Here is a 12,411-nt window from a genome sequence, read left to right on the forward strand (position 1 = left end):
CTACACCCACGTCCGGGGGCGGTAACGGTTGGCCCGTTCCACCAGCTCGATCCTCTCCTCGCCGCCGGTCGCCAGCCGGGCCAGCGTGCGGTACGCGCGCTCCAGGCCGAAGCGGAGACCCCGCTCGTCCAGACCGCTGCCGAGCAGCACCCGTCCGACGGCGGCGGGCTGGGCGGTGTCCTGGCCTCCGGAGAGTATCCAGTCCAGCGCGCTGCCGAGCACTTCGGCCGACAACTGCTCGCGCCGGGCCGGATCCAGACCGTACGCGTCCAGTGCCTCGACCTGGCCTGCGGCGGCGGTCAGGTCGTCCAGGAACGGTACGTCACCCGCGCTCGCCGTGCGCTGTCTGAGCCGGGCCCGGACGGCCGCGACCCGGGCGGCCGTGTAGTGGATGGAGGACTCCGGCACCGACTCCAGGGTCCGTACGGAACCCTGCCGGTCGCCGGCCGCGAGCCGGACCCGGGCGAGGCCGAACGCGGTGCTGACGAAGCTCGGATCGGTCGCCCACACCAGGCGGTAGTACTCGGCCGCGTTGTCCAGCTGGCCGAGCACCTCCGCGCACAGGCCGAGGGCCAGCTTGGGCGCGGCCTCGCCGGGGAAGGCGTCGTAGATCGCGTCGAAGGCGACCGCGGCGCCCTCGAAGTCGCGGGTGACCAGGGCGGCCACGCCCCGGTACCACACCACCCGCCAGTCGTCGGGCCGTTCCTCGTCCAGCTTGGCCAGCGCCATCAGAGCGGCCTCGTGGTCGCCGCTCTCCAGCCGGGCACGGATCTGCCGCAGCCGGGTCTCGACGGTCGGCGCGGGCGCCGCCTCCAGAGCACTGATCAGCTCGGCCGGCGCCGACGTCATCAGGCCCGCCAGGAAACCGGCGTTGGGGTCGCCCGGATCGACCAGCGGGACGGGCAGGGCGAGGGCCGCGGCGGGGGTGTCGACGGGTTTGACGAGGGCCGCCGGGGGCAGCCCGGCCTCGGGCGCGGCCTCCCGCGCCCCGAGCCGCGACACGTCCCCGACCGGCTTGGGGAACAACTCCGTGTCCGTGACCTTCACTTCGGGTCCGAACAGCGTCGACAGCGCGGGCCGGGACTGCCCGGTCTGCAGCGAGACGACCTCGCGCAGGACCCCGGTCAGCTGCTCGGACATCTCCTGCGCGGAGGCGAACCGGCGGGCCGGGTCGGGGTCGGTGGCGCGGACCAGGAGCCGGTAGAAGGACTCGTAGCGGCGGAAGACCTCGATGTTGTCGGGGTCGGGCAGGGAGTCCACGAAGATGTTCGTGTAGCCCTGGAAGTCGAAGGTGAGCACCGCGAGGGTACGGCCCACCGTGTACAGGTCGCTCGCCACCGACGGGCCGACCTCCGCGACCTCCGGTGCCTGGTAGCCCACCGTGCCGTAGATCGCCGACTCGTCGTCGTCCATGCGGCGCACCGCGCCCATGTCGATCAGCTTGAGCTGGTCCTCGGTCTGGATGGCGTTGTCGACCTTGAAGTCGCAGTACAGCAGGTTCCGGCTGTGCAGATGGCCGAGCGCCTCAAGAGCCTCGATGCCGTAGGCGCACGCCTGCTCCACCGGCAGCGGATCCCGCCGGCCGTCGGCGGTGCGGCGGTCGTTGGCGATCTCCTTCAGCGACTTGCCGCCGACGTACTCCATGACGATGTAGCCGTCGAGGGAGCCGGTGCGCTGGTCGAGGTGCTCCACGAAGTTGTAGATCCGCACGATGTTGGCGTGCTCGATCTCCGCGAGGAACCGCCGCTCGGAGATCGCGGCCGCCATCGCGTCCTGGTCACCGGTGTCCAGCAGGCCCTTGAGCACCACCCACCGGTCGGACACGGCCCGGTCCACGGCGAGATAGATCCAGCCCAGGCCGCCGTGCGCGAGACAGCCCACGACCTCGTACTGGCCGTGCACGATGTCCCCGGCCTTGAGCTTGGGCACGAACGAGTACGGGTGCCCGCACTTGGTGCAGAACCCCTCCGTGCGCCCCGGCCTCTCACCCCGTGCCCGGCCGACCGGAGCCCCGCAGTCGGAGCGCGAGCAGAACCGCTTCCGCTCGGGCACCTCCGGATTCTCCAGCACCATCGCGCGCGGGTCGGGCCGCGGCACCTGCGGCACCGAGACCAGCCCGGCGCCCAGCCGCCCGCGCGTGGAGGTGCCGGAGGAGGAGCCGGAGCTGCGCACGGACACCGAGCGGCCGGTGGAGTTGCCCGACAGGGAGCGCGAGAGCCGCCCGGACACCGAGCGCCGCGACCTGGACGACTGCGAGGACGTACGCGCGCTGCGTGAACTGCCGCTGCCGGCCGACCCCTTGCCGCCACCCGTGATCCCGGTAGGCGGCGACTCGACCATCCCTCCCCCAGAGGGGGGACCCCCGGTCGAGACGACCGGCGCGAGACCGCAGGTGTCGCAGTACAGCTCACCGCCGCCGACGTCCTCGTACGTCCCCTCGCACCCCGGCCGCTGGCACGCCTGCTGTGCCTGACTCATGACGACTCACTCCTACGATCCTGAGATCCGCCCTGCGGGGGAATCCTCGGTCCGCCGAACTGCTCCGCCGCCGCCTGCTGGTAGCGCAGTACCGCCTGTTCGGCCACCCGAAGGTCGCAGGGCGCGCTCCACAGCATGCGTCGGGCGCTGTCGTACCGTTCGATCAGCAGCGGGTCCTCGGCCAGCCCGTGCCGGGCCACCTTCGCCTTGTACGCGTCTAGGCGGCCGCGCAGCTCGGCGCGGACCGCCAGCGGTGCGGTGACCGCCGTCAACGACTCGCGGGCGCGGAGCAGTTCGTCCTCGGCCTTCTGCTCCAGGGACTCCAGGAGCGGGGAGAGCCGGTGCCACTGCGCCTGCCGCCGGTACTCCGCCGCGGTCGCCAGCTGCTCCTGCAGCGCGGTCGGCGGCCCGCTGACGACGGGCACCTCGGTCGCGGCGATCTTGGCGAGCACCTCGCCGCGCGCGGTGCGCGCCTCGGCGAGGGTGCGGTCCGCGCGGGAGAGCACGTCCCGGAGCTTGATCAGCCGTGCCTCCGCGTCCTGGCGCACCGTCAGCACGGCGTCGATCTCCCGCCGGACGTCCTCAAGGGCGCGCGCCTCGCGGTCGTACACCGTGGTGTCCGGCCGGCCGCCGCCGGGCGCCGAACTGCCCTCGGCCGGCACCCAGAAGGACAGCGGGTCGGTGACGACGTCCTCGCGCAGCCTGGTCAGCGTGCGCGTGATGCGCTCCAGGTCGTCGCCGGCCGGGTGCTCGCCCGGGCGTACGCCGACGGAGTGCGCGAGCTTGCGGGTGCGCTGGAGCTCCGCGGCGAGTAAATCGATCCGGGCGGGCAGCGCCGACCAGACCGCGTCGGCGGTGACGACCATGTCCAGCGAGGAGGCGTACAGCTCGTTCATCCGGTCGACCAGGGTGCCGAGCGAGAACTGCTCGCTCAGCTTGCCGGAGCCGGTGACGGAGGGCGCGTTGGCGCTGCCGGGCACGGTGACGCCCTCGCCGCGCAGCAGTTCGGTCAGCTCCACCAGGTCCTCACGGCTGGACCAGCGGCGCCGGGCGCGGATCTCCCGGGCGGAGCGCAGTGCGGCCGTGTAGGCGTCGAAGTACGCCCACAGCAGGGTGATCGACGCCTCCGTGGCCGTCCAGCGTTCCCTGGTGGCGCCGGTCAGTTCGGCGCCTTCGAGGAGTCTGCGGCCCGCGTGGTCCTGGAGGGCGAGCAGAGAGGTCTCGATCGCCTCGTGCTCCGCGCCGAGCCGCGCCAACGCACGGTCCACCTCGTCCCGGTCCATCACCGGCCCGGCGGGGTCCGTGACGCCCATCGATCACCTCTCGCTGCTGTGTGGTTGGCCTGGGGCGGGTTGTCGTCGGGGCTGGGTCAGCTCGTGCGCAGGTACTGCGGTGCGGGCGGCTTGGACGGTCCCGAGTCCTTCCCCAGTGTGGCCGACAGCCATGTGTCGTACGACGCCTGCCAGCCGTTCGCGCGGTAGTCGACCAGGATGCGATTGACCCGGCGTACCAGATCGGTGGCGTCCTTCTTCATCGCCACGCCGTAGTACTCGGTGGTGAACGCCTCTCCCTTCAGTTCGACCGTCGGGTCCTGGGCGGCCTGGCTGGCGGCGAGCGCGCCGTCGGTGACCACCGCGTCGACCTCGCCGAGCTGCAGCCGGACCAGGCAGTCGAGCTGGTTGGGGACGGTGGTGGAGATGTCGGTGGAGCCGGGCAGGGTTCCCTTGTCCCGGTCCGCCTTCAGCTTGCTGTAGGCGGTGGAACCGGAGGCCGTGCAGATCTTCTTGTGCGCGAGCGTGTCGTCGTAGCCGGTGACGGGCGAGGACTTGGGTGCCAGCACCTGCTGCCCGGTCTTGAAGTAGGGTGCGGAGAAGGCGACTTCGCCCAGCCGCTGGCAGGTGATGGTCATCGTGCGCACGACCATGTCGACCCGGCCGTCCTGGATGGCGGGAATACGCTGGCTGGTCGGTATCGCCTTGAACTGCACCGCGTCCGGGTCGCCGAGGATGTCCTGCGCGATCCGGTGCGCCAGGTCGATGTCGAAGCCCTCCAGCTCCGCGCCCTCGGTGTTCGGGTTGCGGTAGCCCCAGTGGTAGCTGTTCTGGTCGACGCCGACCACCAGCTTGCGCTTGGCGCCCGTACGGGACTTGATGGCGTCGATCGTCGGCCCGTCGGCACCGGACGGCGACAGCGTCTGCTTCTGCGCCTGCGCGTCCTTGCAGTCCTCGGCACGCGCCTGGCTGACGTCGGCCACCCCCTGGCCGGCCGTGCGCACGCCCTTCTGGTGTGTCTGGGTCCGCGGCAGCAACAGGACGAACGCCAGCGCCAGGGCGCACAGCACCGCCATCGCGCCGACTCCGCCCCAGCCCCGCAGGGCGGCCCGTGCACGTGCTGCGTACATCGTCCTGCCCCCTGTCACCGGTACTCCGAAAGCCTGCGCCCGATGCCGGCGACCGCGCCCGCTGCGCCGAGGACCGCCAGGACCGCGGCACCGACGGGCAGTCCGGTCATCGCATCCCGCCCGCCACCGGCGGACTGCTTGAACTCGGTCTGCTCGTGGTCGATGGCACGGGCGAGATTGCTGTCGACGCTGTCGAAGCACTCACCGGTCGCGCCCTTGCCGCCGATCACCATGTCCAGCGCCTGCTGGTAGTTGCCGTTCTCGTCCTCGGTACGGGCCGAGGCGTGACGTTGCTTCCACACCGCCATGTTGCCCTCGGCCGCCTTGACCGGCTCGGTGCCCGCCCGGTCGTCGGCGAGCCCGTCGGCCTCGGTGAGGCCCTTGCCGAGCACGGTCATGTCCTTGTCGAAGTCGTGGTAGTAGGCGTCGTACTGCTGTCCGCCGACCGTGACGGTCTCGGCGCCGCGCGCCACCAGGCTCAGGTTCTCGTTGCCGCGCGCCTTCAGGGAGGCGATCCGCGCGTCGTGCAGCACCTTCAGCGAGCGGATGCCGTGGTCGTAGGAGTCGTCCAGGCCCGAGCGCGCGACGGTGTGGCCGACGACCAGCCAGAGCAGCACCACGCCGGTGGCGGCGGTGGCGGCGACGAGGCCGTGGTTGAGGACGCGGTTGGTGCGCCGGTAGGTGCGGTGCTGGGCCCAGCCGAGCGCGGCCAGGGCGAGCACGCCGAGCGCGATGGCGACCCAGGGGTACGGAGTCGCGTCGCCGTAGTCGGCGTCGAGGCGCTGGTTCTCCTTCGTGTAGAGATCCTCCGCCGCCGGGAGCATCTCTTTCTGCATCTTCTCGTTGGCGTACCGCAGATACGCACCACCGACCGGATATCCCTGCCGGTTGTAGGTCCGGGCGCGTTCGATGAGTCCCTTGTACTGGGGCAGCAGCCGGTTCAGCTTGGCGATGGTCGCCTCGGAGGGCGAGCCGGGCTCCGCGTTGGCGGCGGCCGTGACGAGCCCCGAGGCGGCCGTGCGGATGTCCTTCTCGTACCGGTCGCGCGAGTCCGCGGTCTCCTGCCCGCCGGCCAGGAACCCGCTGGAGGCGGCGGTGTTGGCATCGGCCAGCGAGCGGTAGATGCCGGCCGCGCCGGAACTGAGCGGCTGGCTGCGGTGCAGCACGTCGTCGGCGGCGGCGGCACGCTCGGCGGCCTGCCAGGCGGTGACCGCTCCGAACGCGACGACGAGCAGCGCGAGGACGGCGCCGATGATCCGCAGCCGCCCCGGCTCGGTGGTCGCGGCGGCCCGCACCCGCTCCACGCCCTCGGCGAAGGCGGTACGGCGCGCGGGCGCGGCGGGGGAGACGGCCGGGACGACCGGAGGCCGGCCGGGCTGAGCGGGGATCCCGGGCACGGCGGAACCCGCCGGTGGCGCTGCCGTGCTGCTCTTCGGCGGGTGTGTCACCTGACCTCCCCCGTGGTCATCCGTTCGCCGCCCAGTATCACCGCCCGGACCGACATCCGCACCAGCCTTCACTCGATCTTGATCGGATCGCAGCGCAACCCACAGATGCGACGGCGCGGGGAGCGTGTCGCGCCACCCCCTGTTGATGAACACGCGGGGTGCGCCGGATCGGTTCCCCGGTAGCCTTCGGCGGCATGCACGGACGACCCGGCCATGACCCCGGCACCCCTCGCAGGTCCCGACACGACTGGTGGGGCGTGGTGCTGGAAGCCCCCGATCCGCACGCGCTCGCCCGCTTCTACGCCGAACTCCTCGGCTGGGAGATCGCCAAGGAGGACGCCGAGGGAGCGGCGGTCGCCCCGCCCGAGGGCGTGGCCTACCTCGCCTTCCAGTTCGCGGCCGGCCACGTCCCCCCGGTCTGGCCCGCCCGCGAAGGGGCCCAGCGCATCACGATGCACCTCGACTTCGAAGTGGAGGACCTTCCGGCCGCGGTGGCCCACGCGCTGGACCTCGGCGCCCGGGAGGCGGACCACCAGCCCCAGGACAACGTCAGGGTGCTGCTCGACCCCGCCGGGCACCCCTTCTGCCTCTACCTGGACCAGTAGGCCCGCGCCCGCTCCTGCGCCCGCACCCCCGCCCCCAGCCGGTCAAGGCCCAGCAGGGCCGCGCCCAGGACCGGGCCGGCCCTCACCACCCGGACGTCCGCCTTGGGGGCCCGGGAGGACAGCAGGTCGCGGATGCCGTCGTCCAGTTGGGTGTGGCCCGCGGTCAGGACGCTGCCGCCCAGCAGGACCGGGGTCTCCTCGGCGAGGAGGTCGAGGCGGGTGAGAGCGACCGTGGCCATCGTCGCGACCTCCTCCGCGAGGCGGTGCACGATCGAGCGGGCGACCGGATCGCCCTGCGCGGCGGTCTCGAAGAGGACCGGGGTCAGTTCGTGCCGGCGGCCGTGCTCGACCTGCTCCAGGTGCAGGGCCTCGATCAGGGCGTACATCGAGGCGAGGCCGAAGTGGGCGGGGAGCGTACGGGAGAGGGCGGTCGGCTCGCCCCGGCCGTCCTCGGCGCGGGCCGCGTACCAGAGCGCCTCCTCGGCCAGTCCCCAGCCACCGCCCCAGTCGCCGGAGATGCGGCCGATCGCCGGGAAACGCGCGGTGCGGCCGTCGGGGCGCATGCCGACGCAGTTGATGCCCGCGCCGCACACCACGGCCACGCCCCGGGGCTCGGCCACGCCCGCCCGCAGGATCGCGAAGGTGTCGTTGCGGACCTCCACCGAGGCGCCCCACCCGCGCGCGTGCAGCGCGGTCGCCAACTGCTCCTCCTCCACCGGCAGATCCGCATTGGCCAGGCAGGCGGAGACGTGCGACGCGGCGGGCAGGCCCGCGTCCGTGAGTGCCCGGGCGACCGGGTCGGCCAGCGCGTCCATCGCCGCCTCCACACCCACCGCCGGCGGGCGGAAGCCGCCGCCGCGGGCCGTGGCCAGCACCTGCCCGCCGGCGGTGACCAAGGCCACGTCGGTCTTGCTGTTGCCCGCGTCGATGGCAAGGACGGTCGAGGTCAGGCCCACGCGAGGTGCTCCCGGTTGTGCGCGATCAGTTGGTCGGTGAGGGTGTCGGCGTACTCGTACTGGCCGATCAGGGGGTGAGCCAGCATCGCCCTGAAGACGCGGTCCCGGCCGCCGCGCAGGGCCGCCTCCAGGGCCAGGTCCTCGTACGCCGTCACGTTCGCCACCAGGCCCGCGTAGAGCGGGTCCAGGTCCGCCACCGGCAGCGGCGCGGGTCCGCTCGGGCCCATCGCCGCCTGCACCTCGATCACCGCGTCGTCCGGCAGGAAGGGCAGGGTGCCCTTGTTGAGCGTGTTCACCACCTGGTACGGGCTTCCGGCCCCGCCCAGCAGGGCCGCCGCCAGGTCGACCGCCGCCTCCGAGTAGAAGGCGCCGCCCCGCTTGGCCAGCAGCGCCGGCTTCTCGTCGAGGGACGGGTCGCCGTACATCGTCAGCAACTCGCGTTCCATGGCCGCGACCTCCGCCGCCCGGGAGGGCTTGGTGCGCAGCTCCCCCACCACCTCGTCGTGCGCGTAGTAGTAGCGCAGGTAGTAGGAGGGGACGACCCCCAGGCGGTCCAGCAGGCGGCGGGGCAGGTGCAGGTCGTCGGCGATGGTGTCGCCGTGTTCGGCCAGGAGTTCGGGCAGGACGTTGGCGCCCTCGGGGCCGCCGAGGCGCACCCCCGTCTCCCAGGTGAGGTGGTTCAGGCCCACGTGCTCCAGGTGGACGTCCTTCGGGTCGGTGCCGAGCATCGCCGCGAACTTGCGCTGGAAGCCGATCGCCACGTTGCACAGGCCCACCGCCCGGTGGCCCGCCTGGAGCAGGGCGCGGGTGACGATGCCGACCGGGTTGGTGAAGTCGATGATCCAGGCACGCGGGTTGGTACGGCGGACCCGTTCGGCGATGTCGAGGACGACGGGGACCGTGCGCAGCGCCTTGGCCAGGCCACCCGCGCCGGTCGTCTCCTGGCCGATGCAGCCGCACTCCAGGGGCCAGGTCTCGTCCTGCAGACGGGCCGCCTGGCCGCCGATGCGCAGCTGCAGCAGCACGGCGTCGGCGCCTTCGACTCCCGCGTCCAGGTCGGAGGTGGTGACGATCCGGCCGTGGTGGGCCTGCCGGGCGAAGATCCGGCGGGCCAGGCCGCCCACCAGCTCCAGACGCTCGGCGGCCGGGTCCACGAGCACGAGTTCCTCGATGGGCAGGGAGTCCCTGAGGCGCGCGAAGCCGTCGATGAGTTCGGGGGTGTAGGTCGAGCCTCCGCCGACCACAGCGAGTTTCATATGTGGTTTAACCCTTCACTCCGGTGAGCGTGACGCCTTCCACGAACGCCTTCTGGGCGAAGAAGAACACGAGGATCACGGGGGCCATGACCAGCACGGTCGCGGCCATGGTGAGGTTCCAGTCGGTGTGGTGCGCGCCCTTGAAGGACTCCAGTCCGTAGGAGAGGGTCCAGGCGCCCGGGTTCTCCGAGGCGTAGATCTGGGGGCCGAAGTAGTCGTTCCAGGCGTAGAAGAACTGGAAGAGGGCCACGGCGGCGATGCCCGGTTTCGCCATCGGCAGGACGACCCGCAGCAGGGTCCTGAGGTCGCCGCAGCCGTCCACCTTCGCCGCGTCGACATACTCGTTCGGAATGGTCATCAGGAACTGGCGCAGCAGGAAGATGGAGAACGCGTCCCCGAACGCCATCGGGATGATCAGCGGCCACAGCGTGCCCGACAGGTCCAGCTGCTTCGCCCAGAACAGGTACATCGGGATGATGATCACCTGCGGGGGCAGCATCATCATCGAGATCACCAGCATGAGGGACAGACTGCGGCCCCGGAAGCGGAACTTGGCCAGCGCGTACGCCACCGGGATGGAGGACCCCACGGTCAGCACGGTGCCGAGACCGGCGTAGATCAGCGTGTTCTTCCACCAGGTCAGAAAGCCGGGTGTGTCGAAGACCTTCTTGTAGTTGCCCCACTGCCAGGTGTGCGGGATCAGGTCCCGGCTGAGCGCCTGCGTGTCGCTCATCAGCGAGGTCAGGAACACGAACACGAAGGGGAGCGTGAAGAACAGCGCGGCGGCGATCCCGAGGGAGTGGACCGCGATCCATTCGAGCAGCGCCCTGCGGCGGGCGGTCCGCTCCGCCCCGGACACCTGCGGCGCCAGTTTCACCGGCTGGTCCAGTACTTGGGTCATGGTCAGTCACCTGCCTGGATGAGACCGCCCCGGCGCCGCATCAACAGCGCGGTGAAGGCCATGGACAGGACGAACAGCACCAGAGCCACCACACAGGCCGAGCCGTAGTCGAAGCGCTGGAAGCCGAGGTTGTAGACGAGCTGGGGGAGGGTGAGCGTGGACTTGTCCGGGTAGCCGGGCTCGAACTGGGTGCCCGCGCCCTGGATCACGCCCGAGGCGACCTTCCCCGCGATCAGCGGCTGGGTGTAGTACTGCATCGTCTGGATCACACCGGTGACCACGGCGAACATCACGATCGGCGAGATGTTCGGCAGGGTGACGTAGCGGAACCGCTGCCATGCCGACGCGCCGTCCAGCTCGGCCGCCTCGTACTGCTCCTTCGGTACGTCGAGCAGCGCGGCCATGAAGATGACCATCAGGTCGCCGATGCCCCACAGCGCCAGCAGGGTCAGGGCGGGCTTGGACCAGGTGGGGTCGTTGAACCAGCCCGGCGCCGGGATGCCCACCTTCTCCAGGATCGAGTTGACCGGGCCCGTACCGGGGTTGAGGAGGAAGGCGAAGGCCATCGTCGCCGCCACCGGCGGGGCGAGGTAGGGCAGGTAGAAGAGGGTGCGGAAGACTCCCGCAGCCGTCTTGATCTTGGTGATGAGCAGGCCCACACCAAGTCCGAAGACGACCCGGAGGGTCACCATGACCAGCACCAGCCACAGGGTGTTGCGCAGGGCGGGCCAGAAGAGCGGGTAGTGCTCGAAGACGTACGTCCAGTTCTTCGTGCCGCTCCACGTCGGCGGCTTGAAGCCGTCGTAGTGCATGAACGAGAAGTAGACGGTCGAGATCAGCGGGTACGCGAAGAAGACCGCGAAGCCGATCAGCCAGGGCGACATGAAGGCGGCCGTCCGCAGTGCCTGTTTCCGCTGCTTCGCGGCGAGGCCGGCACTGCGGCGCTTCGAGGCGAGCGTGATCGTGTTCATCGGCTACTTCGCCTGCGCGATGTCCGTGTCGATCTGCGCGGCCGTCTTCTTCAGGCCGGCCTTCAGATCGGTGACCTTGCCGCTCTCGTAGTCGTAGCCGAACTGCTGGATCGTCACCAGGTACACACCGCCGTTGATGGAGGCGGGAGTGGTGGTGGAGTCCGGGTTCGCGGCGATGTCCAGGAAGGTCTTGAACCGGGGGTCGTACTTCAGCTTCGGGGACTTCAGCGCGGCGAGCGTGGAGGGCACGTTGTGGATGTCGTTGGCGAAGCCGACCACCGCGTCCGTGTCCGTGGTCATGTACTTCACCAGCTCCCAGGCCGCGTTCTGCTTGTGGCTGGTGGCGGCGATGCCCGCGATGGTGCCGGTGATGTAGCCCTTGCCGTACTGGGCGGCCTGGTCGTCCGGCACGGGCAGCGGGGCGACGCCGATCTCGAAGCCCGGCTTGGCCTCCTCGGCCATGCCGAGGCGCCACTCGCCGTCCAGCTGCATGGCCACCTGGCCGGTGTGGAAGGGGTGCTTCGGGCCCCACTCGTCACCGAGTGTGGCCCGGAACTTCTCCAGCTTCTGGAATCCGCCGAGTTCGTCGACGAGTTTCTTCTGGAGGGTGAAGCCCTTTTCGAACGCCGGGTCCTCGGCGAGGTCGGACTTGCCGTTCTTGTCGAAGTACGTCGGTGAGAACTGCCCGAAGTAGTGCTCGGTCGTGGACTCCCAGCCGTGGTAGTCCGGCATGAAACCCAGCTGCTTGAAGCTGTCGCCCTGGCTGATCGTCAGCTTCTTGGCGTCGGTCTCGAATTCGGACCACGTCTTCGGCGGCGCCGTGATGCCCGCCTTCTTGAAGGCCGTCTTGTTGTAGTAGAGGCCGTACGCGTCGCCCAGCAGCGGCACCGCGCAGCGGTTGCCGTCGAACTGGGTGTACTCGTTCATCGTCTTCGGGAAGGTCGTCTCCGGGTCGATCTTCGCCTTCTTGAAGAAGGGGTTCAGATCCACCAGCGCGCCCGAGGAGCAGAACTTGCCCACGTTGTTGGTGGTGAACGAGGAGATCACGTCCGGGGCCTTGTCGCCGCCCGAGCGCAGCGCCTGGTTGATCTTGTCGTCGGTCATGTTGCCGACGATGTTCACGTGGATGTTGGGATGGGCCTTCTCGAAGCCGGCGACCAGGGACTTGACCGCCTTCACCTCGTTCGGCGCGCTCCACGCGTGCCAGAAGTTGATCGTCGTGTCCTTGGAGGCGTCGTCGGTGGCGCCCGAGCCGGACTGGCCGGTACAGGCGGTGGTGAGCAGGGCCAGCGACGCGGTCAGGGCAAATGCCGTCTTTCGGGCAATGGAGGGTACGACTTCGGGCATGGCGAGGTCTCCCGGGGCGGGGTGGGTGAGAAGGGGAACTGCGGGGGG

Annotated in this window: 10 protein-coding genes; 1 reads left to right on the forward strand and 9 read right to left on the reverse strand. The window is 70.7% G+C overall.

Annotation, left to right across the window (positions count from 1 at the left end; all coding sequences use genetic code 11):
• Genes ACIRU3_RS04980 through ACIRU3_RS04995 form a run of 4 tightly spaced genes read right to left on the reverse strand, consistent with a single transcriptional unit; the run spans position 1 to position 6,327 of the window.
• Positions 1–2,478, reverse strand: a complete 2,478-nt coding sequence (locus ACIRU3_RS04980) for a tetratricopeptide repeat protein (RefSeq protein ID WP_404051450.1) — start codon at positions 2,476–2,478, stop codon at positions 1–3.
• Complete coding sequence (locus ACIRU3_RS04985; protein WP_404051453.1) at positions 2,475–3,791, reverse strand: hypothetical protein; 1,317 nt, start codon at positions 3,789–3,791, stop codon at positions 2,475–2,477. Before ACIRU3_RS04985 ends, ACIRU3_RS04980 begins: the two co-directional genes overlap by 4 nt.
• Positions 3,792–3,847: 56 nt before the next feature.
• The gene (locus tag ACIRU3_RS04990; RefSeq protein WP_404051455.1) at positions 3,848–4,879 is read right to left on the reverse strand and encodes a glutamate ABC transporter substrate-binding protein; all 1,032 of its coding nucleotides are present in this window, start codon (positions 4,877–4,879) and stop codon (positions 3,848–3,850) included.
• A gap of 14 nt (positions 4,880–4,893) precedes the next feature.
• Positions 4,894–6,327, reverse strand: coding sequence for a hypothetical protein (locus ACIRU3_RS04995; protein WP_404051458.1), 1,434 nt, complete (start codon positions 6,325–6,327; stop codon positions 4,894–4,896).
• Positions 6,328–6,521: 194 nt separating this feature from the next.
• On the opposite strand from ACIRU3_RS04995, the gene ACIRU3_RS05000 reads away from it, so the two are divergent.
• The gene (locus tag ACIRU3_RS05000) at positions 6,522–6,932 is read left to right on the forward strand and encodes a VOC family protein (RefSeq protein WP_404051461.1); all 411 of its coding nucleotides are present in this window, start codon (positions 6,522–6,524) and stop codon (positions 6,930–6,932) included.
• Here ACIRU3_RS05000 and ACIRU3_RS05005 read toward each other — a convergent pair.
• From ACIRU3_RS05005 to ACIRU3_RS05025, 5 genes are read right to left on the reverse strand one after another with little or no spacing between them, the layout of a single operon-like run.
• Positions 6,917–7,888: an N-acetylglucosamine kinase gene (locus ACIRU3_RS05005; RefSeq protein WP_404051464.1), complete on the reverse strand. Its 972-nt coding sequence runs from the start codon at positions 7,886–7,888 to the stop codon at positions 6,917–6,919. The genes ACIRU3_RS05000 and ACIRU3_RS05005 overlap by 16 nt on opposite strands.
• Complete coding sequence (locus ACIRU3_RS05010; protein ID WP_404051467.1) at positions 7,879–9,144, reverse strand: 6-phospho-beta-glucosidase; 1,266 nt, start codon at positions 9,142–9,144, stop codon at positions 7,879–7,881. The genes ACIRU3_RS05005 and ACIRU3_RS05010 overlap by 10 nt, the downstream gene beginning before the upstream one ends.
• A gap of 7 nt (positions 9,145–9,151) precedes the next feature.
• Positions 9,152–10,045, reverse strand: coding sequence for a carbohydrate ABC transporter permease (locus ACIRU3_RS05015; RefSeq protein WP_404051469.1), 894 nt, complete (start codon positions 10,043–10,045; stop codon positions 9,152–9,154).
• A gap of 2 nt (positions 10,046–10,047) precedes the next feature.
• Positions 10,048–11,016 (reverse strand): carbohydrate ABC transporter permease, encoded by a 969-nt coding sequence (locus ACIRU3_RS05020; RefSeq protein WP_404051472.1) that lies wholly within the window; start codon positions 11,014–11,016, stop codon positions 10,048–10,050.
• 3 nt (positions 11,017–11,019) lie between these two features.
• Positions 11,020–12,363, reverse strand: coding sequence for an ABC transporter substrate-binding protein (locus ACIRU3_RS05025; RefSeq protein ID WP_404051474.1), 1,344 nt, complete (start codon positions 12,361–12,363; stop codon positions 11,020–11,022).
• Positions 12,364–12,411 lie beyond the last annotated feature (48 nt).

The sequence above is a fragment of the Streptomyces sp. NPDC101151 genome, from assembly GCF_044768335.1.
Taxonomy (GTDB): Bacteria; Actinomycetota; Actinomycetes; order Streptomycetales; family Streptomycetaceae; genus Streptomyces.

What these genes read in the sequence shown, in the direction of transcription:
- ACIRU3_RS05000 (WP_404051461.1), top strand. Translation starts at nt 6,522, where the DNA reads ATGCACGGACGACCCGGCCATGACCCCGGCACCCCTCGCAGGTCCCGA.
- ACIRU3_RS05025 (WP_404051474.1), bottom strand. Translation starts at nt 12,363, where the DNA reads ATGCCCGAAGTCGTACCCTCCATTGCCCGAAAGACGGCATTTGCCCTG.
- ACIRU3_RS05020 (WP_404051472.1), bottom strand. Translation starts at nt 11,016, where the DNA reads ATGAACACGATCACGCTCGCCTCGAAGCGCCGCAGTGCCGGCCTCGCC.
- ACIRU3_RS04990 (WP_404051455.1), bottom strand. Translation starts at nt 4,879, where the DNA reads ATGTACGCAGCACGTGCACGGGCCGCCCTGCGGGGCTGGGGCGGAGTC.
- ACIRU3_RS04980 (WP_404051450.1), bottom strand. Translation starts at nt 2,478, where the DNA reads ATGAGTCAGGCACAGCAGGCGTGCCAGCGGCCGGGGTGCGAGGGGACG.
- ACIRU3_RS04985 (WP_404051453.1), bottom strand. Translation starts at nt 3,791, where the DNA reads ATGGGCGTCACGGACCCCGCCGGGCCGGTGATGGACCGGGACGAGGTG.
- ACIRU3_RS05015 (WP_404051469.1), bottom strand. Translation starts at nt 10,045, where the DNA reads ATGACCCAAGTACTGGACCAGCCGGTGAAACTGGCGCCGCAGGTGTCC.
- ACIRU3_RS05010 (WP_404051467.1), bottom strand. Translation starts at nt 9,144, where the DNA reads ATGAAACTCGCTGTGGTCGGCGGAGGCTCGACCTACACCCCCGAACTC.